This is a genomic window from Microbacterium abyssi, from assembly GCF_015277895.1.
Taxonomy (GTDB): Bacteria; Actinomycetota; Actinomycetes; order Actinomycetales; family Microbacteriaceae; genus Microbacterium; species Microbacterium abyssi.
This window is the reverse complement of the sequence record NZ_CP063815.1, coordinates 1,690,346-1,714,906: the sequence shown is the minus strand read 5'-3', so window position 1 is coordinate 1,714,906 and position 24,561 is coordinate 1,690,346. Positions and strand designations below refer to the sequence as shown.

The window sequence follows — 24,561 nt, the reverse complement described above, 5'->3', positions numbered from 1 at the left end:
GACGGAGAACGAAATGACTGGCAGCAGCCTGTTGGTCGACAAGAAGTCTTCCCTGAAGCCGGCGAGATGCCGACTTCGCTCACCGTAGCAGTGAACCCTGCGTGTCTGGCCAGAGTCGACGCGAACAGCATCCCATCCGATCCGGCGACCGCGCCGAACCTCCTGAGACAGCCGCTTCACGCGGTCCCACCCAAGGAGGAATCATGCGTTTCATCCCCACCAAGGTCCACGGAGTCCTCGACTATCTGGTCGGCATCGCCCTGATCGCCGCGCCTTGGATCTTCGGGTTCGCCAGTGTCGGCGGCGCCGCCGTCGTGATCCCGATCGTGCTCGGCATCGGGCTGATCGTCTACAGCCTCTTCACGAAGTACGAATGGGGTCCCTTCGGGTTCATCCCGATGCCGGTGCACCTCGTGTTCGACATCGTCGCGAGCCTGTTCCTCGCGCTGTCGCCCTGGATCTTCGGCTTCGCCGGCGAGGCCCTGAACGTCTGGCTGCCCCACGTCGTCGTGGGCATCACGGTGATCATCGTGGTGCTGTTCTCGAAGCCGCAGCCGGAGACCACCAGGACCGCTCGAGCCTGAGGCGGACGCCGAGACGCGCGCCCTCTCGTCGATCACGGGTGGGCGCGCGTCGTCGCGTCTCAGCGGGAGCGCGGGTTCGACCGGATGCTCGCGCTCGCGCTGGTGCTCCACAGCGCCCAGGCGATCAGGACCGGCTGCAGGAACAGGCGGACGAATCGCTTGGTATCGGTGTCCAGTCCCGGAGCCGTCCATCGCCGGCGCCACTGCTGCACGTTGCCGGGGAACACCGCGACGAAGAACAAAGCCGTCGCCCAGCCGATACGGCGGCGCTCCTTCGGGAGTGCGACGAGTCCTGCGGCGAGTGCGAGCTCGGCGGCGCCGGACGCGATGACGATGCTCTCTTCGTCCAGCCCGGTCGCCTTCGTCGCCCAGGCGGGGATCAGACCGCGGAACCCTCTGGTCTGCGTGAAGTGGAGGACGCCCATGACGGTGAGCCCGATTGCCAGTGTCCATCGCGCGATGTGCCGGATCATCCGATCACGCTACCCGCTCAGGCACGCAGAGCTTCGCTCAGCCAGCGCGCGTGGAGCGACCAGGGGTCGCCGGCGGAGCGGAGCAGCGAGGTGTGTGCCTCGAGTTCGGCGCTGAAGGTGAACCACTCACCGCCCTCGCGCAGAGCTGCGAACTGCCGGTGGCGTTCGCGCTCGATCGTGCGATCGCCGCGCTCGAACGCCAGCAGTTCGTCGTGGCGGATGCTGGCGAGCCGCTGTCGCGGTCGCATGCTCGTGCCGATCTTCACGCGGCGATCGAAACGCAGGTAGTAGACGACATCGATGCGGGGGAGCGGCAGGTCGGGATCCGGCACATCGCCGTACCGCCATTCGCAGTCGGCGCACACCCAGGTGCCGGAGATGCGCGTGCCACGGCTGCCGCCGCAGAGGTGGCATGGCCCTGGCAGGATGCGGTCGTTCACGTGCTGAACGATACCCGCGGATGCCGACACCCGAACCGCCGTGAGGGATGATGATGCGGTGGGCGATACCGGACTCGAACCGATGACCTCTTCCGTGTGAAGGAAGCGCGCTACCAACTGCGCCAATCGCCCAGAGACCTGGGGTCGAGAATCGATACTACCGGAACGATCGAGCCGCTCCGGACCATTCCTGCTGGACACGCGCGAGATCCGTGTCGAGTTTTGCGCGTCGGGAATCTTCGGCTAATGTTTTACAAGTGCCCGGGACGCCGGAACACGAAATGCGGATGTAGCGCAGTGGTAGCGCATCACCTTGCCAAGGTGAGGGTCGCGAGTTCGAATCTCGTCATCCGCTCGAGTGCAGAGAGTCTCCTCTGAGAGGCTCACGGCACGTGGGGTCAATCCACACGGTGGCGTGGCCGAGCGGCTAGGCACCGGCCTGCAAAGCCGTTTACACGGGTTCGAATCCCGTCGCCACCTCACCGCACAACTGAAAAGCCCCAACGGGCGCGATTGGCGCAGCGGTAGCGCGCTTCCCTGACACGGAAGAGGTCACTGGTTCGATCCCAGTATCGCGCACCACCTGAAACCCTCGGCTCCGGCCGGGGGTTTCGTCGTTCCGGCACGACGAAGGACAGCCGCGATTCTGACAGCGCCGCCGCGCCATGTCAAAGGGGGCGAAGATTCGCGCCGCGCTTGTGAGGCTGGACGCATGTCCGATCCGCACAGATCCCGAGATGACCACGCGAAAGACGCCGAGCACGAGGATGTCATCGCAGAAGAGCGGCGCGAGAAGCGCGACGAGGACGAACAGGCCGACCACCTGCTCCACGACGAAGATCTTCCCGACCCGCACATCGAGCCCTAGGGGATACGCGGTGACGACTCTGCGAGAGCTGCTGTGACGGGGGTCCACTTCGAGGTGGATGCCTGGTCGGTCGGCATCAGCGGCGTGAACCTCGATCATCTCGCTCACGAGGAGTCGGTGTTCGGACTTTCGAACGGACATATCGGCTGGCGCGGCAACTTCGATGAAGGCGATCCGCGCGGCGTTGCCGGCAGTTATCTCAACGGCGTCTTCGAAGAGCATCCGATGCCGTATGCCGAAGAGGGATACGGATACCCGGAGAAGGGCCAGGCAGTCGTCAACGTGGCGAACGGACAGATCATCCGGCTCCTCGTGGACGACGAATCCTTCGATGTCGAACACGGTGACGTCTCTGCGCACACGAGACGACTGGACATGCGCGACGGCACGCTGACGCGAACGGTCGAGTGGGTATCGCCTGCCGGCCGCCGCGTGCAGATCGAGTCTTCCAGGATCGTGTCCTTCAGCCATCGTCCGATCGCGGCCGTCCAATACCTGGTGCGCGCAGTCGACGGGCCGGTCACGATCACGCTCCTCTCCGAGATCCTGGCGAACGAGCCGCTCCCGATCACACACGACGACCCTCGGGTGCAAGAGCTCCTCGCGGCGCCATGGGAAGTCGTCGATGCCGCTGTACTCGGAACCGCTGCCACGTTGGTGCACCGTACGAAGGAGAGCGGAATCCTCGCCGCCGTCTCCCTGGATCACACCGTGACCGCCCATGGAGCGAGTGAGCCTGTGACGCACACTGAGGCCGAGGGCGACCTTGCCCGCATGACGATCACGGTCACCCTCGAGCCGGGCGAGCACGTGGAGGTCGTGAAGGTCGTCGGGCACGAGTGGTCCGACTCGCTCTCGGCTTCCACGCTCCGTGATCGTGCGGAGACGGCCGTCGCCGAAGGCTTGCGCGTCGGGTGGCTGCAGCTCGTCGCGATGCAGCGCCGACGATTGGACGAATACTGGGCATGTGCCGATGTGGAGATACGGGGTGTTCCGCGTCTTCAACAGGCGGTGCGGTTCGCTCTGTTCCAGGTCTTCCAGGCGTCTGTGCGGGCCGAGCGCCGCTCGGTGCCCGGGAAGGGGCTCACCGGGTCCGGTTACGAAGGGCACACTTTCTGGGACTTCGAAGCTTTCGTCCTACCGGTCCTGACGGCGACTTCACCCCGCGCAGCAGAAGAAGCTCTCCGATGGCGGCATTCGACGCTCCGATACGCGCGCGAGCGCGCCAAGCAGTTGCATCTGAAAGGAGCCGCGTTCGCGTGGCGGACGGTCGACGGCAGGGAGAGCTCCGGATACTGGCCGGCGAGCACCGCGGCGTTCCACGTCAACGCGGACATAGCCGGGGCCGTGATCCATTACGTGCGCATGACCGATGATGAGGCCTTCGAGCGGGAAGCTGGACTTGAGATCCTCGTCGAGACCGCTCGGCTGTGGGTCTCTCTCGGTCGCTGGGACGACGTCGGGAAGTTCCACATCGACGGCGTCACCGGACCCGATGAATACTCGGCGCTCGCGGACGACAACCTCTACACCAACGTGATGGCCGGCATGAACCTGCATGGCGCGGCAGCTGCAGCACGTCGACACCACGACGTCGCCGGGGACTTCGGAGTGACCGACGATGAGATCGCCGATTGGGAGAACGCAGCTACCGCGATGACCCTGCCGTACGACGGGAAGCTGAAGGTGCATGCCCAGTCAGCCGGCTACACCGGCTGGGAGCGCTGGAGCTTCGAGACGACCGACTCAGGGCAGTATCCACTGCACGATCATTTTCCGTACTTCGACCTGTACCGCAAGCAGGTGGTGAAACAGGCCGACCTCGTTCTCGCACTGTACTTCGCACACGACATGTTCACGCCGCGGGAGAAAGCCGCAGCCTTCCGTTACTACGAGGCGCTCACGGTGCGCGACTCGTCCCTGTCCGCGCCGGTGCAGGCGGTGATCGCCGCGGAGGTCGGCCATCTTCAGCTGGCATCCGACTACCTCGCCGAGGCGGCGACACTCGACCTCGATGACCTGCATGGCAACACCGACCAGGGACTGCACATCGCGGCTTTGGCCGGTGTGTGGACGGCGCTCACCGCAGGATTCGGAGGTCTGCGCGACAGCGAGGACGGTCTCCGGTTCCGACCGCGCCTGCCGCCGCAGATCGAAGCCATGAGCTTCGGAGTCCGCATCCGGGGACTCACGCTGCGAGTGGAGGTCGCTCCTACGACCACGACCTACCGGCTGAGTGGAGAGCGCCATCTGAAAATACGGCACTTCGGCGAGGAGCTGATCCTCGAACCCGGGCGGCCCGTGGCCGTCAGCATTCCGGCACCGGCAGACTCCGGGCTCGCACCGGCTCAGCCGGCGGGGCGCGCGCCGCGCCCGTTCGAGGACGCACTTGCAGCCGGCACGCGCGAGGGCTGAGCATACGCCGCTATCGCAGCGTGTGCCACCCTCGCGTGCATGTCGAGCCGGTCTCTTACAGTCGCATGGAACACCACGATCGGAGAGAGCATGTCGAATCCCTTGGATGAGCAGAACGAGGAACGACCGACCGTCGTCGGCACCGACCCGGACATGAACATCGGCGACGAAGACCCCGCCGCAGTGGAGCGCGCGAATGAAGAGGACGACTCGGACGCCGATGAGATCGACATCGAGGATCTCCCGTAGCGGATCGCACACGCGCCGGATGATCGACTGGGGCCGCCAGGCGACCAACGGCGACCGCCTCGTCCTCGCGGCGAAGACCGCGGTCGCCGCAGCCATCGCCTGGTACCTCGCCCCTCTGGTGCCCTGGGCCGACAGCGAGTACTCCTACTACGCACCGCTCGGCGTGCTCGTCAGCATGTACCCGACGGTCGTGGGTTCGGTGCGCGCGGGGCTTCAGGCGCTCGTGGGGCTCGCGATCGGCATCGCCCTCGGCCTCGGAGGGCTGGTGCTCGTTTCGACGGGCGCGCCAGGGGTGATCGCCGTGGCCGCCGTCATCGCCGTCGGAATCGCGCTCGGCGGGATCAGCGCACTGGGCGCAGGCAGGGACTGGGTGGCCATCGCAGGATTGTTCGTCCTGCTCATCGGCGGCCCCGCCGGAGACGAGTTCACGCTCTCGTACCTGCTGACCATGGCGTTCGGTGTCGTGGTCGGGGTGGCGATGAACCTGATCGTCGTCCCACCCCTCTACCTGCGACGTGCCTCGGAACAGCTGACTTCTCTTCGCGAGCGCGTCAGCGGGACGTTGGAGGAACTGGCCGGGGCGGTGATGGCGGATCCCATCGACCCGCGCCGGATCACGGACGCCACGAGTGACCTGCCCACGATGCTGTCCACCGTCGAAGAAGAGGTGCAGCAGGCGGACGAGAGCAGCAGGGCGAATCCGCGCGGCAGACGCCGTCGCGGAGAAAGGGAACTCAACGACCGTCGCATGACGGCTCTGGAGCGCACCGCGAACGCCACGCGTGATCTTGCCGCCGCACTCGTGCAGGTCGCCGATGAGGGCATCGTCCCGGATGCTGCGATCCGTCACGCCCTGGGGCGGGCTGTTCATGCGTGTGCCGAGATCGTCGGAGCCGCCACCGACGATCAGCGTGCGGAGGAGAAGGCCGCTGGTGCAGCCGAAGCGCTCGACGCGCTGCTGGACGAGCTCAACCGGCATCCAACGCCGAATTCTCGATACACCGCGGCGTATGCGTACGCCGCCGCCGTCTGCGTACGCCGAATCGTGTTGGCATCCGAAGACTTCATCGCGGCCTGAGGCCGCACGGCCGACCCTTGTGGGGCGAGTAGCCTAGAGGGCGACCCAGATGGAGTGACTGTGCCTGAAATCGACGAGTCGAACGCCGCCGCACGCGATGGCTTCGCCCTGTTCTCTGACCGATCCGTCGTCGCGATGCGCGTGAACGGCGAACTGAAGGATCTCGCGGCGACTGTGACCGAGACCGACGAGGTGGAACCGGTCACGATCGACAGCGAGGACGGCCTCGCGATCCTCCGCCACTCCACAGCCCACGTGCTCGCCCAGGCGGTGCAGCGGATCAACCCGCAGGCGAACCTCGGTATCGGCCCGCCGGTCACTGACGGGTTCTACTACGACTTCAGCGTTGAGACCCCGTTCACGCCCGAGGACATCAAGGCGATCTCGAAGGAGATGCAGCGCATCGTCCGCGAGGGCCAGCGATTCGTCCGCCGTGCCGTGACGGACGACGAGGCGCGAGCCGAACTTGCGGACGAGCCCTTCAAACTCGAGCTGATCGGCCTCAAGGGCGGCGGCAAAGAGGCCGCGGAAGGGGCATCCGTCGAGGTCGGCGCCGGGGAGCTGACGATCTACGACAACACGACGCGCGACGGCGAGGTGGTCTGGAAGGACCTCTGCCGCGGTCCGCACCTCCCGAACACCCGCATGATAGGCAACGGCTGGGATCTCACCCGCATCGCGGCGGCCTACTGGCGCGGCAGCGAGAAGAACCCGCAGCTGCAGCGCATCTACGGAACCGCGTGGCCGTCGAAGGACGAGCTGCGCGCCTACCAGCATCGCCTCGAGGAGGCGGCCAAGCGCGACCACCGGCGCCTGGGCAAGGAACTCGACCTGTTCTCCTTCCCGGAGGAGATCGGCTCCGGGCTGAGCGTCTGGCACCCCCGCGGCGGTGTCGTCCGCGGCGAGATGGAGCAGCACGCGCGCAAGCGCCACATCGAGGGCGGTTACACCTACGTGTACACCCCGCACATCTCCAAGGAAGACCTCTTCCTCACGTCTAACCACCTCGTCACCTACAAGGACGGCATGTACCCGCCCATCGTGATGGACGAGGAGCGCGACGAGAACGGCGAGATCACCAAGCAGGGCCAGGACTACTACCTGAAGCCGATGAACTGCCCGATGCACATCCTCATCTACAAGGAGCGCGCGCGCAGCTACCGCGACCTGCCGCTCCGCCTGGCAGAGAACGGCACCGTCTATCGCAACGAGCTCTCCGGTGCCCTGCACGGCCTCACGCGCGTGCGCGGCTTCACTCAGGACGACTCGCACCTCTTCGTCACCCCCGACCAGCTGGAAGAGGAGGTCGGCAAGGTCCTCGAGTTCATCCTCTCGATGCTCCGCGACTTCGGCCTCACCGACTTCGAGCTCGAACTGTCGATGAAGGATGACGAGAAGTCGAAGTGGATCGGATCGGACGAGTTCTGGGAGAGCTCCACTGATGCGCTGCGACGGGTCGCCGTGGCGTCAGGCCTCAAGCTCACCGAGGTTCCTGGCGAGGCGGCCTTCTACGGTCCGAAGATCGACCTGAAGACGCGCGACGCCATCGGGCGTACCTGGCAGCTTTCCACCGTGCAGGTCGACCCGAACCTGCCGGAGCGCTTCGACCTCGAGTTCATGGACAAGGACGGCCAGAAGAAGCGGCCGATCATGATCCACCGAGCGCTGTTCGGATCGATCGAGCGCTTCTTCGCGATCCTGCTCGAGCACTACGCCGGTGACTTCCCGGTGTGGCTCTCGCCCGTGCAGGTCGTGGGCATCCCCGTCGCCGAGGACTTCGCCGACTACCTCGGCGAGATCGTCACGACGCTGCGTGAGAGCGGCGTGCGTGCCGAACTCGACACGTCGGATGACCGGATGCAGAAGAAGATCCGCACCCACACCACCGGCAAGGTTCCGCTGATCCTCATCGCTGGGGAGAAGGACAGGGATGCCGGCACCGTCTCGTTCCGGTTCCGTGACGGCACGCAGGAGAACGGCGTGCCGATCGCGGATGCCGTCGCCCGCATCCGCGCGGCGATCGACTCGCACGCGCTCGTGCACACGGTGGAGGACCTGGCGTGACGGATGGGGAGGCCGTGGAGGATGCCGGGCACCTCGCCGGCGTCCCCGACGAGTTCCAGCGACTGTGGACCCCGCACCGGATGGCGTACATCCAGGCGGGGCCCGAGCCGCTGCGCGAGGAGTGCCCGTTCTGCGAGGCGCCGAAGCATCCTGACCCCGAACGGCTCATCGTCGCCCGCGGCGAGACGGCGTACGTACTGCTGAACCTGTTCCCCTACAACTCGGGGCACCTGCTGGTGTGTCCGTATCGGCACATCCCGACCTACGACCAGGCCACACCCGAGGAGGTCGCCGAGATCGGCGCCCTCACCCAGACCGGGATGCGGGTGCTGCGCGACGTGTCAGGCTGCGACGGGTTCAACCTCGGTATGAACCAGGGCTCGGTGGCCGGTGCAGGTGTCGACGCGCACCTGCACCAGCACATCGTGCCGCGGTGGAAGTCCGATGCGAACTTCTTCCCGATCATCGCCAAGACGAAGGCGCTCCCGCAGCTGCTCGGTGAGGTGCGGGAGGCCGTCGCTCACGCCTGGCCCAAGGCCTGACGCGCGGCGTCTGAGCTCAGCGCAGCGGGGCGAAGCTCTCGCGGTGCGCGATGTGCTCCGGCCGGGGCGCCGGCGCCGCATAGGGTTCGACCAGCGCGTTGTCGACGCTGTTGAACACCATGAAGATGTTCGAGCGCGGGAACGGCGTGATGTTGTTCCCCGAACCGTGCATGATGTTCGCGTCGAACCAGAGTGCGGAGCCTGCGGCACCGGTGAACTGGTCGATCCCGTGCCGCGCGGCCAGCAGCGAGATGTCATCCTCGCTCGGCACCCCGACCTCCTGCGCCTGCAGGGAGGAGGTGTGGTTGTCGGCCGGTGTCTCGCCGACGCTGGAGATGTAGGTCCGGTGCGACCCGGGCATCACCATCAGCCCGCCGTTGAACGGGTAGTTGTCGGTGAGGGCGATCGAGCAGCTGACCGCGCGCGGGATCGGCATGCCGTCCTCCGCGTGCCAGGTCTCGAAGTCCGAGTGCCAGTAGAACCCGGTGCCGCGGAATCCCGGCATGAAGTTGATGCGCGTCTGGTGCAGGTAGACGTCGCCGCCGAGCAGCTGGCGCGCGCGATCCAGCAGCCGCGGATCGCGGGTGAGCCGATCCACCGCATCGCTGAGCGCCGGCACGGCGAAGATCGAGCGCACGGCGCCGGTGCCACGCTCGCGGATGACCCGCGGGTCGTCTGCGAGCTCCGGGTCATCCGAGAGCCGCTCCAGCTCAGCCGTGTAGCCTGCCACCTCGCCGGCATCGAGGAAGTCGTCGAGCACGGTGTAGCCGCGCGCCTCATGCGCGTCGAGCTCCTCCTGGGCGAACGGCCCTGAGGCGGCGTCGCCCCAGACCGTCGGGTGCTGCCGGGTGAGCGGAGCACGCGCCTCGCTGAGGCGCGTCGGGTACAGGTCCTGCTCGGTGCCTGCCATCGTCATCGTCATTCTCCTGTTCTTCTTCTGAGTGCCGCGGAGCTCGCGGCCGTCGTGGCGTCGGCGTCAGCCGACGCGTTCGGTCACCAGCGGGTACACGCCGTTCTCGTCGTGCACCTCGCGGCCGGTGACCGGGGGATTGAACACGCACACGGTCCGCATCTGAGTGCGCGGACGCACCCGATGGCGATCGTGGTCGTTCAGCAGGTACAGCGAGCCCGGGGCGAGCTGGTGCACCTCACCGGTCGCCATGTCCTCGATCTCGCCTTCTCCTTCGACGATGAAGACCGCTTCGATGTGGTTCTGGTAGCAGAACTCGGACTCCGTCCCGGCGTACAGCGTGGTCTCGTGCACCGAGAATCCGACGCCCTCGCGGGCTAGGACGATGCGTTTGCTGCGCCAGTTCTCGGACTGGATGTCTGCGTCGGTGTCGGTGATCTCGTCGGTTGTGCGAATCAGCATGGAAGCCCTTCTTCTGAACTGTCGGAAGCCTGGAGCGATGCCGCTCAGACCGTGAGCGCTTCGGCGACCGAAGCATCGATAATGTCGAGCCCGCGATCGAGCTCGACATCGGTGATCGTGAGGGCGGGCAGGATCTTCATGACCTCGCCGCTCGGCCCGGAGGTCTCCATCAGCAGACCTCTTCCGAACGCCGCGTGACAGACGGCGTCAGCGATCTCTCCGTCGGCGAACTGCAGCCCCCGTGCGAGTCCACGACCCTTCGACACGATCCCGGCCTCGTCGAACTTCGACACGATGGCGTTGAAGCGGCTCTCGACGCGCGCCCCCTTGAGGATCGTCGACCTCTCGAGCGAATCATCCTGCCAGTAGGTCCGGATCGCCTCGGTGGCCGTGGCGAATGCGGGTGCGATGCCGCGGAACGTGCCGTTGTGCTCGCCCGGCTCCCAGACGTCGAGGTCCGGACGCACCAGGGTCAGCGCCATCGGCAGGCCGGAACCGCTGATCGACTTCGAGAGGCAGACCATGTCCGGCACGATGCCCGCCTCTTCGAAGCTGAAGAACCCGCCGGTGCGTCCGCAGCCCATCTGCACGTCATCGACGATCAGCAGGATCTGATGCCGCCGGCACAGGTCGGCCAGTCCGCGCAGCCACTCGGCACGCGCCGCGTTGATGCCGCCCTCGCCCTGGACGGTCTCCACGATGACGGCCGCCGGAAGATTCAGCCCGCTGCCGCTGTCAGTCAGCAGACGTTCGAAGTAGAAGAAGTCGGGATAGTCCTGGTTGAAGTAGTCGTCGTACGGCATGGGCGTTGCGTGCACGAGCGGCACACCGGCGCCCCCGCGCTTGAGGGAGTTCCCCGTCACCGAGAGCGCGCCCAGCGTCATCCCGTGGAACGCGTTCGTGAAGTTGATGACCGACTCGCGTCCGGTGACCTTGCGGGCGAGCTTGAGAGCGGCCTCCACGGCGTTTGCTCCTCCGGGCCCGGGGAAGACCACGCGATAGTCGAGGTCGCGAGGCGCGAGGATGCAGTCGGAGAACGTCTGCAGGAATTCGCGCCGCGCCGTGGTGAACATGTCGAGCGAGTGGATGATGCGATCGTCGGCCAGGTAGCGGATCAGCACCTCCTTCAGCGCCGGGTTGTTGTGGCCGTAGTTGAGCGCTCCGGCGCCCGCGAAGAAGTCGAGGTAGCCCCGGCCGTCCTCGTCGTAGAGCGTGCTGCCGACGGCGCGGTCGAAGACGACCGGCCAGGATCGCGAGTAGCTCCTGACCTGAGATTCCAGGGCGTCGAAGATTCCGGTGTCTGTGGATGCGGTGGTGCTGATGGACATGTTGCCTCCTGAGGCGTGCGTACGCTCCGGCATACGCGGCAGCTCGGCGTCGTCGCGGACACCGAGGCTGGGAAGGATTCCCAGACTGGATCGGTCCGTCAGACGCGCACGAGCGCGGGAAACGGGCCGATCCGATGCAGCGGCTCCGCGTCGTGGCGATCAGGGAAGTCCTGTGCCTCGAACAGTCCGCTCGTCTCGAGCCGGGCGTCCCAGCGCTCCGCGAAGCTCGCGAAGAGGCGCTGAGACGCCGTGTTGTCATCCGTGATCGTCGTCTCGACATACGCGACGGCGGGATCCGCGCTGGCGGATGCTGAGAGGAGATCGTCCAGCATACGGCCGGCGAGGCCGGCACCGCGGTGGCGCTCGTCGACCGCCACCTGCCAGACGAAGAGCCGATCGGGGAGCGCTGGACGCCGGTAGCCGAGCACGAATGCGACGACCTCCTCATCGACCAGCGCGACGCGACATGTCTCCGCGAAATCTCGCGCGAAGACCAGGTACATGTACGAGGAGTTCAGATCGAGCTCGCCGGATGCTCCGGCGACCCGCCACATGCCTGCGCCATGCGATGCGGCAGGGGCGAGGATCCTCGTCCTCGATATCTCGGAGACAGGGGCATGGGGTACTTCGTTGAAGGGGAGCATGCGGGCACGACGCTAACGAGAATGCGCGGCGTCGGCAACCCGCGGCGTGTCTGAGCGCGATCTCCGCGGGATCAGAGAGGGTACGTGCGCGCGGGCGCGATCACCGTACCCGACGCGCGCTGAACTGCATCCTCGGGTGGGCGTAGGACTCCTGCGCCTCGACGAGCTGCAGCTCGCGCTCGCCCGACTCCAGCGTCAGCTTCAGCAGGTCGAACACGCTCGATGCCGTGCGCTCGAGAGCGACCTGCGCGCTGCCGGTCTCGACGTAGTGCGCGGTGAACAGCGCCGCCGTGACGTCGCCGGATCCATTCGCCTTCATCGGCAGGAACGGGGTCTGCACGATCCAGGCGCCCTCACCGTCGGCGGCGAGCATCTCGATGGTGCCCTCCTCCCGATCCGGGCGCTCGACACTGGTGACCAGCACTGTGCGCGGGCCCATGGCCATGGCGAGATCGACCGAGGCGAGCGTCGACTCCAGCGTGTCCGGCTCGGTGCGCGTGAGGAAGCCCAGCTCGAACTGGTTCGGCGTGATGATGTCTGCCACCGGTACCACGCGCTCGCGCAGCAGCTCGGGGATCGCCGGTGCCACGAAGCACCCGGACTTCGCGTTGCCCATGACCGGGTCGCACGCGTACAGCGCTGCGGGATTGGCGGCCTTCACGCGCGCGACGGCGTCGATGATCACGTCGCCGATGCCCTCGCCGCCCTGGTAGCCGGAGAGGATGGCATCCACCTGTCCGAACACCCCGCGCTCCTCGATGCCGGTGATGACGTCGCGGACGTCATTCGGGTCGATGAGCGGACCGCGCCAGGCGCCGTAGCCGGTGTGGTTCGAGAAGTTCACCGTGTAGACCGGCAGCACGTCGACGCCGATGCGCTGCAGCGGGAACACCGCGGCGGAGTTGCCGACGTGTCCATAGGCGACGGCGGACTGGATCGAGAGGATCTTCATCCTTCGATCTTCTCACCCGACGGCCGAGCCGATGTCCGCGGCGAGCTGCTCGGCATCCTCATCGCCGAGGTCGTGCACGGTCAACCGCACATGGTGCGAAGGTGCGGCGCTGTCATCAAGGAGGAACTCGTCACCGGTGCGCACGAGCCAGCCGCGCCGCATGAGCTGCTGTGAGACGGCGCGCGCCGGCCGCGGGAGCCGCACCCACAGGTTCATGCCGTCGACGTACTCGGCGTCGATCCCGTGCGCGCGCAGCCGATCGGCGAAAGCACGGTTCCGCTCCGCGTAGTGTGCACCGGCCGCGCGGATCGTCGCCCGCGCATGGTCGTCGGTGAGCATGCCCAGCGCCAGCCGCTGCAGCAGATGGCTCACCCAGGTGGTTCCGGGGCTCAGCCGCATGGCGAGGCGTTCCGCGGTCTCCGGATCGGTCGCGGCGACGGCGAGGCACATGTCGGGGCCGAGGAACTTCGACACCGACCGCAGCATCGCGAACCGGCGGTGCCCTGGGCCGATGAGGCTTTCGTATCGGCGCTCGGAGAGCATCGAGAAGTGATCATCCTCGATGATGAGGACGTACGGATGCTCCGCGAGCAGCGCGCGCAGCTCGGCAGCGCGTGCGGGGGAGAGGCTCACCCCGGTCGGGTTCTGCGCCCGAGGCGTGCAGATCACTGCGCGCACACCGGCATCCAGCGCGGCACGGAGACCGTCGACGGTCATGCCCTCGCCATCGACCGGGACCGGGACGGCGCGGTATCCGCCGAGGCGGACGGTGTGGATGCTCGCGAGGAAGCACGGATCCTCCAGCGCCACGGCGTCGTCACGCATCAGTGCCTGCGCGAGCAGGCGTTCGACGGCATCCACCGCACCGCTCGTGATCGTGATCCGGAAGTCGGATGCCGGGAGCTCGGGTGCGATCCATTCTCGCGCCCAGGCATCCAGGGCGGGATCGATCACGGGCTCCCCGTACAGTATCGGCCGCCCGACGACGCCCGCCAGGACGCTGGACGGATCCGGGATCAGCGCGGGGGCGGGGTTGCCCGTGCCGACGTCACGCAGCACGGTGTCCGCAGCGTATCCCTCCTGCGCGACGGCGTCGTGCTCGACGAGCATCGTGCCCGCGCGGCCGCGGCTGATGACCAGGCCGGCCTGGGACAGCTGCCGGTAGGCGGCGACGGTGGTGTTGCGATTGACGCCCAGGCGCGCGGCGAGTTCTCTGACCGGAGGGAGCAGGGCGCCGGGCGCGAGTACTCCGCGCTCGCGCAGCGCCCGCACGCTGCCGGCGATCTCGGCGGCCGTCCGGCCGGTGATCTCATCGCTCATGACGCCTCCCGAGATCCGAGTCTAGGGTGCGCGCGAGGAGTGCTATCTTTTGGCATAGATCAAAACCAGTTTTGGATGCACGGAAGGATTCACGATGGTCGCAGACGAGAAGCCCACCACCGGATCGGCGCGCGTGAAGCGCGGTCTCGCCGAGATGCTCAAGGGCGGTGTGATCATGGATGTGGTCACCGCCGAGCAGGCCAAGATCGCCGAGGATGCCGGCGCCGTCGCCGTCATGGCGCTGGAGCGGGTCCCGGCCGACATCCGCGCGCAGGGCGGGGTGTCGCGCATGAGCGACCCCGACATGATCGACAGCATCATCGCCGCCGTGTCGATCCCAGTCATGGCGAAGGCTCGCATCGGCCACTTCGTCGAAGCCCAGGTGCTGCAGGAGCTCGGTGTGGACTACATCGACGAGTCCGAGGTCCTCTCGCCGGCTGACTACGTCAACCACATCGACAAGTACGACTTCACCGTGCCGTTCGTGTGCGGCGCGACGAACCTCGGCGAGGCGCTGCGGCGCATCAACGAGGGGGCGGCCATGGTCCGTTCGAAGGGCGAGGCCGGAACCGGCGACGTCTCGGAGGCGATGAAGCACATTCGCAAGATCCGCGGCGAGATCGCCGCGCTCACCGCCCTGCCCAAGGATGAGCTGTACGTCGCGGCCAAGGAGCTGCAGGCGCCGTATGAACTGGTCGCCGAGATCGCTGCGACCGGAAAGCTTCCGGTCGTCCTGTTCGTCGCGGGCGGGGTGGCCACTCCGGCGGACGCCGCCATGATGATGCAGCTCGGTGCGGACGGCGTCTTCGTCGGCTCCGGCATCTTCAAGTCGGGTGACCCCGCCGCGCGTGCCGCCGCGATCGTGAAGGCCACCACGTTCCACGACGACGCCAAGGTGATCGCGGAGGTATCCCGCGGGCTCGGCGAGGCGATGGTCGGCATCAACGTCTCCGACCTGCCCGCACCGCACCGGCTCGCCGAGCGTGGCTGGTAGTCCGCGCGTCGGCATCCTGGCCCTGCAGGGCGACGTGCGCGAGCACGAGAACGTCCTGCAGGGACTCGGCGCCGCCACGCTGCGCGTGCGGCGCGCCGAGGAGCTGGCCCTTGTCAAGGGGCTCGTGATCCCGGGCGGGGAGTCGACCGTGATCGACAAGCTCTCTCGTCAGTTCGGGCTGCAGCAGCCGCTGCGCGAGGCCATCGCCGGCGGGCTGCCGGTGTACGGCACGTGCGCCGGGCTGATCCTCCTCGCCGACACGGTGATCGACGGGATCGACGGACAGCAGACGTTCGGCGGTATGGACATCTCCGTGCGGCGCAACGCCTTCGGGCGTCAGACCGAATCCTTCGAGGCGGAGCTCGCGGTTCCGGTCCTCGGCGACGAGCCCGTGCACGCGACGTTCATCCGTGCGCCGATCGTCGAGCGTGCCGGCGACGGCGTCGAAGTGCTGGCCGCACTGCCGGACGGTGCGGTGGTCGCAGTGCAGCAGGGGAATCTCCTCGGCACGAGCTTCCACCCTGAGGTCGGCGGAGATGCCCGTTTCCACGCGCACTTCCTGACGCTCGTCACGGCGTCGGCGGCAGCCGCGGCCTAGGCCTCGACGAGGCCGCGGATCGCGGCGATCGTCAGCTCGATGTCCTCGGCGGTGGTCGCCCATGACGACATCGAGCAGCGGAGCACAGCGCGGCCGCGCCACTGCGCGCCGGTGACAGCTGCCGTGCCGTCATCGAGAATCGCCTCGCCCAGCGCATGAGTGGCGTCATCGTCGCCGAGTCGGAACATCACCTGGGTGTAGTCGACGTCGTTCAGCACCTCGACCCCGTCGATCGCCGACAGCCCGCGCGCCATCGCCACAGCATTCGCATGCAGCCCGTCGAGCAGCGCCCCGATGCCGGTTCTGCCGAGGCTGCGCAGGGCGGCCCAGGCGGGGACGCCGCGCGCGCGGCGGGAAAGCTCGGGCGTGACATCCCAGGGATCGAGACCGGAGTAGATCAGATAATCGCCCCCGGTGCGGAACGCCGCGATGGAGTCCTGCGGGTCGCGCACGATCGCCATTCCGCAGTCGTACGGCACATTCAGCGTCTTGTGTGCATCGGTCGCCCAGGAATCCGCTGCCTCGGCACCCGCCGTCAGCGGGCGCAACGACGGGGATGCCGCAGCCCACAGCCCGAATGCGCCGTCCACGTGCACCCACGCATCGTGCCGCCGGGCGATGGGGATCAGCGCTTCGAAGTCGTCGAAGGAGCCGGTGTGCACTTCGCCGGCCTGAAGGCACACGATGAGCGGCCCGCGCCCGTACTCGAGCGCTCGTGCGAGGGCATCGGGGCGCATCCTGCCCTGCTCGTCGGACTCGACGACCACCAGCTCCGCGCGCCCGATGCCCAGGAAGCGCGCGGCGCGGTCCACCGACCCGTGGCGGTCCGCGCCGACGACGAAGCGGATCGGCGGTGCCGAACGCAGGCCGCGCTCGGCGAGATCCCATCCCGCCCGTGCCAGGACCGCCGTGCGGGCGGTCGCGAGACAGGTGAAGTTCGCGAGCTGACCGCCGGTGACGAACCCGACGCTGGCCGCTGAGGGCAGGCCGAAGAGCTCCAGCATCCACTTGCCGGCGACGCGCTCCATGGCCACTGTCGCGGGCGTCAACCGCGACGACCCGGAGTTCTGGTCCCACGCCGACACCAGCCAGTCGGCGGCGAGAGCCGCCGGATGCGTGGCGCCGATCACGAACCCGAAGAAGCGTCCGCCGGGAATCGCCACGAGCCCGGGATCGGCCCGCTCAGCGATCTCGTCGATCACCGCGGCAGGGTCGAGACCTTCGTCGGTGAGTGGCCCGCCGAACGCCGTCACCATGTCCTCCAGGCTCGCTCGCGGCCACACCGGCCGGTCATCGAGGCTCCCCAGGAACTCCGTGGCGTGCCGGTGCGCGGCGTCGAGAGCTCGCTCCCGATCCTCCATGAGCGAAGTCTTCCACCGTGCCCGGCGACGGACAAGGCGTTCTCGACGCGATAGCGTGACGGCATGCGCCTGCCGATCGGATCCACGGATGTCAGTGCGAGCGGCGGAACGGTCACCCTCATCGGCCGGCGCGGGGAGCGCTGGCAGGATGTGTCGCCGCACGAGATGTCCCTGTCGAGTGCGGTGTCGCTGCTCGAGACGAGCGGCCACGACGGAGCGCACCTCGATCCGAGCTTCGAGGACGCCGTCCCCTCCGGCGGCGATGACGCGCCTCGATTCACATCTGGACAGGAGATCCTCTGGCGTTACGGCCGGTACATCGAGGCCGCTCGGGTGGTGCGGGACGATGCCAGGGGGCTGGTGGTCTGGATCCCGTCGGGGTCTGCGCGACTCGAACCGGTGCCGGCCGATGGCAGGCGGCATCGCGACGTGCCGCTCGGCGAGAGATTCCGTACGCCGTGGGTCATGGCGGAGTCCACCTGGACGGGGCCGGGCATCCTGCGCGTCGCCCCCACCGGGCGGCCCTGGTCGGTGTGGTTCTTCCGCCGGCCCGATGGCGGACCGGCCGGCGCGTACGTCAACCTGGAGCTGCCGCACCGGAGAATCGCCGGTGCCGCGCCGGGGATCTTCTCGCGCGACCTCGTGCTGGACGTCTGGATCGGCGCCGAGAACCCCGGGACGGAGGACGTCTGGCTCAAGGACGCCGATGAGCTCGCGGCGGTCGTCGAACAGGGACGGTTCACGGCCGAGCAGGCCGACGCGGTGCGCGCCATCGCAGACCACGCCGGCCACGGGTTCATCGTCCCCGGAGCGTGGCCGCTCGATGAAGCATGGGAGCTCTGGTCGCCGGACACCGGGATGGATGCACCGGTGCCACTGCCCGAGACCGCTGCCGTGGCGGCGGCGCGGCAGCGATCAGGGCGTTCGAGCCTCGAGGGCTGACCCGGCCGTCGGAAGCGGGCGCGCGGAACCGCGTAGAATGGACCGCGCTAAAAAGCGATAAGAGCGGAGACATATGTCCGGGCACTCCAAATGGGCTACCACGAAGCACAAGAAGGCCGTCATCGACGCGCGCCGTGCGAAGTCGTGGGCGAAGCTCATCAAGAACATCGAGGTCGCGGCGAAGCTCGGCGGCGCTGATCTGGCCGGAAACCCGACTCTCTACGACGCGGTCCTGAAGGCCAAGAAGACCTCCGTCCCCAAGGACAACATCGATCGCGCGATCAAGCGCGGCGCCGGAATCGGCGGGGAAGCCGTCGAGTACACCTCGATCATGTACGAAGGCTACGGCCCGAACGGCGTGGCGCTCATGATCGAGTGTCTGACCGACAACAAGAACCGCGCGGCCGCAGAGGTCCGCACCGCCCTCAGCCGCAACGGCGGCAACCTCGCCGACCCGGGCAGCGTCGCCTACAACTTCGAGCGCAAGGGCGTCATCGTGGTCAGCTCCGAGGGCGCCGCGGAGGACGACGTGATGATGGCGGCGCTGGAAGCCGGCGCCGAGGAGATCGAGCCGCACGCCGAGGGGTTCGAGGTCATCACCGAAGCCTCTGATCTGGTGGCCGTGCGCTCCGCGCTCGTGGAGGCCGGCATCGAGTACGAGTCCGCCGACGTCGAGTTCGTGCCGAACCTCAAGGTCGAGATCGACGCCGACACCGCCCGCAAGGTCTTCCGCCTCATCGACGCGCTCGAGGACAGCGAGGACGTGCAGAACGTCTTCAGCAACTTCGACCTCACCGCCGAGGTCCAGGCCGAGCTCGAGAACGAGGATTAGCCTGGGGGAGTGGCGGCTTCTTCTCTGCGCGTTCTCGGCATCGACCCCGGCCTGACCCGCTGCGGCGTCGGGATCGTCGACGTGGATCGCTCCCGCCGCGCCTCGCTCGTGCACGTCGGGGTGATCCGCACCTCGCCGGACGCGCCGGTGGGCGAGCGCCTGGCCGCCGTCGCGGCCGGCATCCGCTCGGTGCTCGGCGAGCATCGCCCCGATGCAGTCGCCGTGGAGCGGGTCTTCGCCCAGCACAACAGCCACACCGTCATGGCGACGGCGCAGGCCAGCGGCATCGCGCTGCTCATCGCCGCGGAGGCAGGGCTTCCGGCCGCCACCCACACGCCGAGCGAGGTGAAGGCGGCCGTAACCGGGTACGGATCCGCGGACAAGAAGCAGGTGCAGGCGATGATCGCCCGCATCCTGCGGCTGGACGCACCGCCGCAGCCCGCCGACGCCGCCGACGCGCTGGCGATCGCGCTGTGCCATGCGTGGCGGGGAGGCACGGCTTCGGCGGATCCGGCGGGCGCGCTCACGCCCGCGCAGCGCGCATGGGCGGACGCCGAGCGTGTCGCTCGAACATACATACGATCCGCGACATAGGCTGGAGCCATGATCTCCTCCCTGCGCGGCACGGTGCTGTCCACCGGCGCCGATCACGTCGTCGTCGAGGTCGGCGGCGTCGGCTTCTTCGTATTCGTCCCGGCTGACGTCGCGCACACCGCCCGGGTGGGGGAGCAGCTGCGCCTGCACACGAGCCTCATCGTCCGCGAGGACGCTCTCACGCTGTTCGGGTTCGCCGAATCCCTCGAACTCGAGGTCTTCACCCAGCTCCTCAGCGTGACCGGCGTCGGGCCGAAGTCCGCGCTCGGCGTGCTCGGGCACCTCACCGTCGACCAGATCGCGGGTGCGGTCGCCGACGATGACGACGCGCCGTTCCGGCGGGTGTCCGGCATCGGGCCGAAGACCGCGAAGCTCATCGTCGTCCAACTGGCGGGCAAGCTGCAGCCTCCGGCCGCCGCACCGGCGGGCCGACCGGCATCCGCAGCGGACGCCGTCGTCGCTCAGGTCACCGCCGCGCTCGTCGGACTGGGATGGTCCGAGAAGGTCGCGGGAGAGGTCGCGACCGAGACCGCCGACGGCGCCAGCGAATCCGACCGCGACTCGGTGCCGGCGCTGTTGCGTCAGGCGCTTGCGGCGTTGGGTCCGGCCAAGGCGGGCGGCCCGCGTGGCTGAGGAGTTCGCCGACGGCAGGAACCCTGCGGTGCCCATCGACGAAGCGGAGCTCGCGATCGAGGGCGCGCTGCGCCCCGGCAGCCTCGGCGAGTTCGTCGGACAGCCCAAGGTGCGCGGCCAGCTGCAACTGCTGCTCGACGCCGCTCGCATCCAGCACCGGCCGCCGGACCACATCCTCCTGGCTGGTCCTCCCGGTCTCGGCAAGACCACGCTGGCCATGATCGTCGCGCACGAGAGCGAGCGTCCGCTCCGGCTCTCCAGCGGTCCCGCCATCCAGCACGCCGGCGACCTCGCCGCGCTGCTGTCCAGCCTCGTTCCCGGCGAAGTGCTCTTCATCGACGAGATCCACCGCATGGCGCGATCCGCGGAGGAGATGCTGTACCTCGCGATGGAGGACTTCCGCATCGACATCATGGTCGGCAAGGGCGCCGGTGCCACCAGCATCCCTCTCGATCTCGCCCCGTTCACGCTCGTGGGCGCCACGACGCGGTCGGGCCTGCTGCCCAATCCGCTGCGCGACCGCTTCGGTTTCACCGGGCACCTCGAGTTCTACGAGGACAGCGACCTCGAGAAGGTCATCGAGCGCTCATCCGGCGTGCTCGACGTCATGATGCCCGCAGACGCCCGCCACGAGATCGCCAAGCGCTCGCGCGGGACGCCCCGCATCGCGAACCGGCTGCTGCGCCGTGTGCGCGACTATGCGCTCGTGCACGGTCAGCACGGCTCGGCGACCATCGAGGATGTGAACGCCGCCCTCGAGCTGTACGACGTGGATCCGATCGGGCTGGACCGCCTCGACAGGGCCGTGCTCGACACCCTCGTACGGCGCTTTCGCGGCGGCCCCGTCGGGCTCAGCACCCTCGCTGTGGCTGTCGGCGAGGAGGCCGAGACCGTGGAGAGCGTCGTCGAGCCTTACCTCGTGCGGATCGGGTTCCTCGGCCGCACCCCCCGCGGCCGAGTGGCGATGCCGGAGGCTTACCGGCATCTCGGCATGCCGCATGCCGAGGGTGCCGCATTGTTCGATGACCTATAATCGCTGAAGACTTCACCCGAACCCGCTGCGCGTCCGATTCCGGCGTGCGCATTTGAAAGGCTCCGCCTGATGGAAATCATCCTCTTCGGCCTCCTCGCCGTTCTTCTCGTCTTCATGTTCATCAACACGCGCAAGCGCCAGAAGCAGATGAAGGCCGAGCAGGAGGAGAAGGCGACGAAGACCGTCCCCGGCGCGAAGGTGCTGCTGCAGGGCGGCCTCTACGGCACGATCGTCGCCTACGACGCTGAAGACCTCGACTCGCCGGCGCTCGTCGAGATCGCACCCGGCACCGTCATCGAGGTGCACAGCCAGGCGATCCTGCGCGTCGTCGAGCCGAAGGACGTCGTCACGGATGCCGAGATCGACGCTCCCGCTCACGACAGCGTGATCGAGGAGATCGCTCCGGAGACCGCGACGGAGACCCCCGAGGAGACCCGCGCCCGTCTGGATCGCGACGCCGACGGCAAGTAAGCTCCTCGCTGGTCCTCACCGGTCCCGATCGGATACGCAGAAAGCTGAATAGACGTGGCTTCATCCTCTCCTGTCCGCCATGCGTGGAAGGTGCTTCTCGGCCTTCTCCTCGTGACGGCTGCACTGTTCGGCATCAACGCCCTCGGCGTATACGGGTTCCAGAAGAGCTCCTGGACGCCTGAGCTCGCCCTCGACCTGCAGGGCGGAACGCAGATCGTCCTGAGCGCCGTCACGGAGGAGGGTGCGGACCCGACGCAGGAGCAGCTGGATCAGGCCGCCGCGATCATCCGGCAGCGCGTGGACGCGTCGGGCGTCGCCGAGGCCGACATCACCACCGAGGGCGGACGAAACATCGTCGTCCAGATCCCCGGCGTGGCCGACGAGGAGACTCGCGCGCGCATCGAGGCGAGTGCTCAGCTCGAGTTCCGGACCGTCCTGTACGTGGGCGACCCGGCGACGGAGTTCATCGGTGAGGACGGCAACAGCACGCCGTATCCGACGCCGGATCCCTCCGCGAACGCCGTGCCCACCCCGGAACCCACCGACGCCAGCGACATGGCCTGGATCACCGAGAAGCTCCAGAGCGAGTTCCTCGTCTACGACTGCACCGACCCCGAGAACGATCCGGGCGGCGCTCCGGCCGATCAGCCGCTGATCACCTGCGACGAGACGGGCACGGTCAAGTACATCCTCGGTCCCACCGAGCTAACCGGCGACTCAATCGACGACGCGACCAGCGGGCGCGACCAGCAGTCCGCCGCCTGGACCGTCAACCTGACCCTGGACGGGCACGGCACCGAGGTCTTCGGCAAGATCAGCCAGCGGCTCTACCAGAACCAGATCGATGGGCTGAGCCCCCGCGACCAGTTCGCCTTCGTGCTCGACGGCGCCGTGATCTCTGCACCGCAGATGAACGCGCAGATCCTCAACGGCAAGCCCAGCATCTCGGGCTCGTTCACACAGGAGTCGGCGCAGGCCCTCGCCGACCAGTTGCGCTACGGCGCCCTCCCACTGAGTTTCACGACCGAGAGCTCTGACACGATCTCGGCGACGCTGGGAACCCAGCAGCTGCAGATCGGCCTCATCGCGGGCCTCATCGGCCTCGCTCTCGTGGCGATCTACTCGCTGTTCAGCTACCGAGCGCTCGGCACGGTGATCATCGCGTCGATCGCCGTCATGGGCGTGCTGACCTACATCATCGTGTGCATCCTCGCGTGGCGCCTCGGTTTCCGCCTGTCGCTCGCGGGCGTCGCGGGCCTGATCGTGTCGATCGGATTCACGGCCGACTCGTTCATCGTCTACTTCGAGCGCATCCGCGACGAGTTGCGCGACGGCAAGTCGATCACGGGAGCAGTCGAGGATGGCTGGGGCCGCGCCAAACGGACGATCTACATCTCGAAGTCGATCAACATCCTCGCCGCCGTCGTTCTGTACATCCTCGCCGACTCGACGGTGAAGGGCTTCGCGTTCACGCTCGGCCTGACGACCATCATCGACGTGTTCATCTTCGTGATCTTCACGCACCCGGTGATGCAGATCCTCGCCCGCACGAAGTTCTTCGGCGGGGGGCACAAGCTCTCCGGGCTAGACCCCGACGCGCTCGGCGCGGTCTACCACACGCGGTCGCAGTACCGTGAGGTCACGCCCGCCAAGGCCGGCCGTGGCGCCAAGAACAGCCGTTCCCGAGGCGAGGCGGAACGCAGGCAGACGATCGCCGAACGCAAACGCGCCGAAGCTCTCACGGGCAACAGATCAACCGATGCCGGAAGCGAGGGAGAGCACTGATGGCCTCCATGAATGAGTTCGGCAACAACCTCTACACCGGGAAGACCTCGTTCCCGTTCGTCGCCAAGCGGCGGCTGTGGTTCATCATCGCGATCGTACTGGTCGCTGGTTCGGTGCTCGTGCCGTTCCTCCGACCGGTGGAGTTCTCCATCGAGTTCACCGGAGGCTCGCAGTTCACCGTCGTTGCACCGGCGTCGACGGATCAGACCAAGGCGACGGATGCCGTGCAGTCTGTCGTCCCGGATTCCACTGCGAAGGTCGCGATCGTCGGCGGCACCGATGTGCGCGTCCAGACCTCGCAGATGACGCAGAACGAGACCCTCGCCGTCGCGAACGCCCTCGCCGAGGCCTACGAGGTCGACCCCGCCGAGGTCACCTCTTCATTCATCGGTCCGGCGTGGGGCGCCAACGTCACGCGTCAGTCGCTGTGGGGCCTGGCGATCTTCCTCGCGCTGACCTTCCTCATCCTCGCGATCTACTTCCGGACCTGGAAGATGTCGGCCGCAGCGATCATCGGTCTGCTCGACGTGCTCGTGATCACGGTCGGCGTATACGCCCTCGCCGGGTTCGAGATCTCGCCCGCGGCGGTGATCGGCTTCCTGACGATCCTCGCGTACTCGCTTTACGACACCACGGTCGTATTCGACAAGATCCGCGAGAACACCACGGAGGACGGGGAGAACTCCGCCCGCACGTTCGGCGAATCCGTGAACCTCGCCGTCAACCAGACCCTGGTGCGCTCGATCAACACCTCGATCGTCGCGGCGCTGCCGGTGGGCGCGATCCTGTTCATCGGCGCGTTCTGGCTGGGTGCCGAGACGCTCACCGACATCTCGCTGTCGATCTTTGTCGGCATCATCGTCGCCACGTACTCCACGCTCTTCGTCGCCGCTCCGCTGTACTCGCTGTTCCGGGAGCGGGAGCCGCAGATCGTCGAGCGCGACCGACGGGTTCTCGAGCTCCGAGAGCGCGCCAGCGTCGGCGCCTGA

Annotated in this window: 26 protein-coding genes and 4 tRNA genes; 20 read left to right on the top strand and 10 right to left on the bottom strand. The window is 67.7% G+C overall.

Annotation, left to right across the window (positions count from 1 at the left end; all coding sequences use genetic code 11):
• The first annotated feature begins 203 nt into the window (after positions 1-203).
• Positions 204-584, top strand: a complete 381-nt coding sequence (locus IM776_RS08315) for an SPW repeat domain-containing protein (protein ID WP_194419621.1) — start codon at positions 204-206, stop codon at positions 582-584.
• Positions 585-643: 59 nt separating this feature from the next.
• On the opposite strand, the gene IM776_RS08310 is transcribed toward IM776_RS08315, so the two are convergent.
• From IM776_RS08310 to IM776_RS08300, 3 genes are all read right to left on the bottom strand, one after another.
• Positions 644-1,057, bottom strand: coding sequence for a DoxX family protein (locus tag IM776_RS08310; protein WP_194419620.1), 414 nt, complete (start codon positions 1,055-1,057; stop codon positions 644-646).
• Positions 1,058-1,074: 17 nt separating this feature from the next.
• On the bottom strand, positions 1,075-1,497 hold the full coding sequence (locus IM776_RS08305; protein ID WP_194419619.1) for a GIY-YIG nuclease family protein: 423 nt from the start codon (positions 1,495-1,497) through the stop codon (positions 1,075-1,077).
• A gap of 59 nt (positions 1,498-1,556) precedes the next feature.
• Positions 1,557-1,629, bottom strand: a tRNA-Val gene (locus tag IM776_RS08300).
• Between the two features lie 151 nt (positions 1,630-1,780).
• On the opposite strand from IM776_RS08300, the gene IM776_RS08295 reads away from it, so the two are divergent.
• From IM776_RS08295 to IM776_RS08255, 9 genes are all read left to right on the top strand, one after another.
• A tRNA-Gly gene (locus IM776_RS08295) sits at positions 1,781-1,852 on the top strand.
• A 54-nt stretch (positions 1,853-1,906) separates the two neighbouring features.
• Positions 1,907-1,977: transfer RNA gene (locus tag IM776_RS08290), tRNA-Cys, on the top strand.
• Positions 1,978-2,004: 27 nt separating this feature from the next.
• Positions 2,005-2,079 (top strand) — tRNA-Val (locus IM776_RS08285).
• Between the two features lie 130 nt (positions 2,080-2,209).
• Positions 2,210-2,365: a hypothetical protein gene (locus IM776_RS08280; protein WP_194419618.1), complete on the top strand. Its 156-nt coding sequence runs from the start codon at positions 2,210-2,212 to the stop codon at positions 2,363-2,365.
• Between the two features lie 33 nt (positions 2,366-2,398).
• Positions 2,399-4,780, top strand: coding sequence for a glycoside hydrolase family 65 protein (locus IM776_RS08275; RefSeq protein WP_194419617.1), 2,382 nt, complete (start codon positions 2,399-2,401; stop codon positions 4,778-4,780).
• Between the two features lie 90 nt (positions 4,781-4,870).
• Positions 4,871-5,029, top strand: coding sequence for a hypothetical protein (locus IM776_RS08270; RefSeq protein WP_194419616.1), 159 nt, complete (start codon positions 4,871-4,873; stop codon positions 5,027-5,029).
• Positions 5,030-5,048: 19 nt separating this feature from the next.
• Positions 5,049-6,107 (top strand): FUSC family protein, encoded by a 1,059-nt coding sequence (locus IM776_RS08265; RefSeq protein ID WP_194419615.1) that lies wholly within the window; start codon positions 5,049-5,051, stop codon positions 6,105-6,107.
• Between the two features lie 135 nt (positions 6,108-6,242).
• Positions 6,243-8,171 carry a threonine--tRNA ligase gene (gene thrS, locus IM776_RS08260; protein ID WP_194422563.1) on the top strand — a complete coding sequence of 643 codons (1,929 nt, stop codon included), beginning with the start codon at positions 6,243-6,245 and terminating at the stop codon, positions 8,169-8,171.
• Positions 8,168-8,713 (top strand): HIT family protein, encoded by a 546-nt coding sequence (locus IM776_RS08255; RefSeq protein WP_194419614.1) that lies wholly within the window; start codon positions 8,168-8,170, stop codon positions 8,711-8,713. The genes thrS and IM776_RS08255 overlap by 4 nt, the downstream gene beginning before the upstream one ends.
• Before the next feature lie 16 nt (positions 8,714-8,729).
• Here the strand turns inward: IM776_RS08255 and thpD are convergent, their stop codons facing one another.
• The 6 genes from thpD to IM776_RS08225 form a co-directional block, all read right to left on the bottom strand.
• Positions 8,730-9,629, bottom strand: coding sequence for an ectoine hydroxylase (gene thpD / locus IM776_RS08250; protein WP_194419613.1), 900 nt, complete (start codon positions 9,627-9,629; stop codon positions 8,730-8,732).
• A gap of 60 nt (positions 9,630-9,689) precedes the next feature.
• A complete protein-coding gene (locus IM776_RS08245) occupies positions 9,690-10,085 on the bottom strand; it encodes an ectoine synthase (RefSeq protein WP_194419612.1) in 396 nt (131 codons plus the stop codon).
• Between the two features lie 44 nt (positions 10,086-10,129).
• Positions 10,130-11,413, bottom strand: a complete 1,284-nt coding sequence (gene ectB, locus IM776_RS08240) for a diaminobutyrate--2-oxoglutarate transaminase (protein WP_194419611.1) — start codon at positions 11,411-11,413, stop codon at positions 10,130-10,132.
• Positions 11,414-11,511: 98 nt separating this feature from the next.
• Positions 11,512-12,000 (bottom strand): diaminobutyrate acetyltransferase, encoded by a 489-nt coding sequence (gene ectA / locus IM776_RS08235; RefSeq protein WP_422730946.1) that lies wholly within the window; start codon positions 11,998-12,000, stop codon positions 11,512-11,514.
• A 157-nt stretch (positions 12,001-12,157) separates the two neighbouring features.
• Positions 12,158-13,009 (bottom strand): pyridoxal kinase PdxY, encoded by an 852-nt coding sequence (gene pdxY, locus IM776_RS08230; RefSeq protein ID WP_194419609.1) that lies wholly within the window; start codon positions 13,007-13,009, stop codon positions 12,158-12,160.
• 12 nt (positions 13,010-13,021) lie between these two features.
• On the bottom strand, positions 13,022-14,329 hold the full coding sequence (locus IM776_RS08225) for an aminotransferase class I/II-fold pyridoxal phosphate-dependent enzyme (protein ID WP_194419608.1): 1,308 nt from the start codon (positions 14,327-14,329) through the stop codon (positions 13,022-13,024).
• A gap of 94 nt (positions 14,330-14,423) precedes the next feature.
• Here IM776_RS08225 and pdxS point away from each other — a divergent pair, with 94 nt between their 5' ends.
• Both pdxS and pdxT read left to right on the top strand, forming a co-directional pair.
• Complete coding sequence (pdxS, locus tag IM776_RS08220) at positions 14,424-15,323, top strand: pyridoxal 5'-phosphate synthase lyase subunit PdxS (protein WP_194419607.1); 900 nt, start codon at positions 14,424-14,426, stop codon at positions 15,321-15,323.
• Positions 15,313-15,921, top strand: a complete 609-nt coding sequence (gene pdxT / locus IM776_RS08215) for a pyridoxal 5'-phosphate synthase glutaminase subunit PdxT (protein WP_194419606.1) — start codon at positions 15,313-15,315, stop codon at positions 15,919-15,921. Before pdxS ends, pdxT begins: the two co-directional genes overlap by 11 nt.
• Here pdxT and IM776_RS08210 read toward each other — a convergent pair.
• The gene (locus IM776_RS08210) at positions 15,918-17,282 is read right to left on the bottom strand and encodes a pyridoxal phosphate-dependent decarboxylase family protein (RefSeq protein ID WP_194419605.1); all 1,365 of its coding nucleotides are present in this window, start codon (positions 17,280-17,282) and stop codon (positions 15,918-15,920) included. The two genes, pdxT and IM776_RS08210, sit on opposite strands and share 4 nt — an antisense overlap.
• Positions 17,283-17,345: 63 nt before the next feature.
• Between IM776_RS08210 and IM776_RS08205 the strand changes: the two genes are divergently transcribed.
• The 8 genes from IM776_RS08205 (at position 17,346) to secF (ending at position 24,561) form a co-directional block, all read left to right on the top strand.
• A complete protein-coding gene (locus IM776_RS08205; RefSeq protein WP_194419604.1) occupies positions 17,346-18,224 on the top strand; it encodes a ribonuclease FAU-1 family protein in 879 nt (292 codons plus the stop codon).
• A 73-nt stretch (positions 18,225-18,297) separates the two neighbouring features.
• Positions 18,298-19,056 carry a YebC/PmpR family DNA-binding transcriptional regulator gene (locus IM776_RS08200; protein WP_194419603.1) on the top strand — a complete coding sequence of 253 codons (759 nt, stop codon included), beginning with the start codon at positions 18,298-18,300 and terminating at the stop codon, positions 19,054-19,056.
• A 9-nt stretch (positions 19,057-19,065) separates the two neighbouring features.
• The gene (ruvC, locus tag IM776_RS08195) at positions 19,066-19,650 is read left to right on the top strand and encodes a crossover junction endodeoxyribonuclease RuvC (RefSeq protein WP_194419602.1); all 585 of its coding nucleotides are present in this window, start codon (positions 19,066-19,068) and stop codon (positions 19,648-19,650) included.
• A gap of 9 nt (positions 19,651-19,659) precedes the next feature.
• Entirely contained in the window at positions 19,660-20,283 is a 624-nt protein-coding gene (gene ruvA, locus IM776_RS08190) for a Holliday junction branch migration protein RuvA (RefSeq protein ID WP_194419601.1), read from the top strand.
• Positions 20,276-21,316: a Holliday junction branch migration DNA helicase RuvB gene (gene ruvB, locus IM776_RS08185; protein ID WP_228479678.1), complete on the top strand. Its 1,041-nt coding sequence runs from the start codon at positions 20,276-20,278 to the stop codon at positions 21,314-21,316. The genes ruvA and ruvB overlap by 8 nt, the downstream gene beginning before the upstream one ends.
• Before the next feature lie 69 nt (positions 21,317-21,385).
• Positions 21,386-21,787, top strand: coding sequence for a preprotein translocase subunit YajC (locus IM776_RS08180; RefSeq protein ID WP_194419600.1), 402 nt, complete (start codon positions 21,386-21,388; stop codon positions 21,785-21,787).
• A gap of 54 nt (positions 21,788-21,841) precedes the next feature.
• Positions 21,842-23,572, top strand: a complete 1,731-nt coding sequence (secD, locus tag IM776_RS08175; protein WP_194419599.1) for a protein translocase subunit SecD — start codon at positions 21,842-21,844, stop codon at positions 23,570-23,572.
• Positions 23,572-24,561, top strand: coding sequence for a protein translocase subunit SecF (secF, locus tag IM776_RS08170; RefSeq protein WP_194419598.1), 990 nt, complete (start codon positions 23,572-23,574; stop codon positions 24,559-24,561). The genes secD and secF overlap by 1 nt, the downstream gene beginning before the upstream one ends.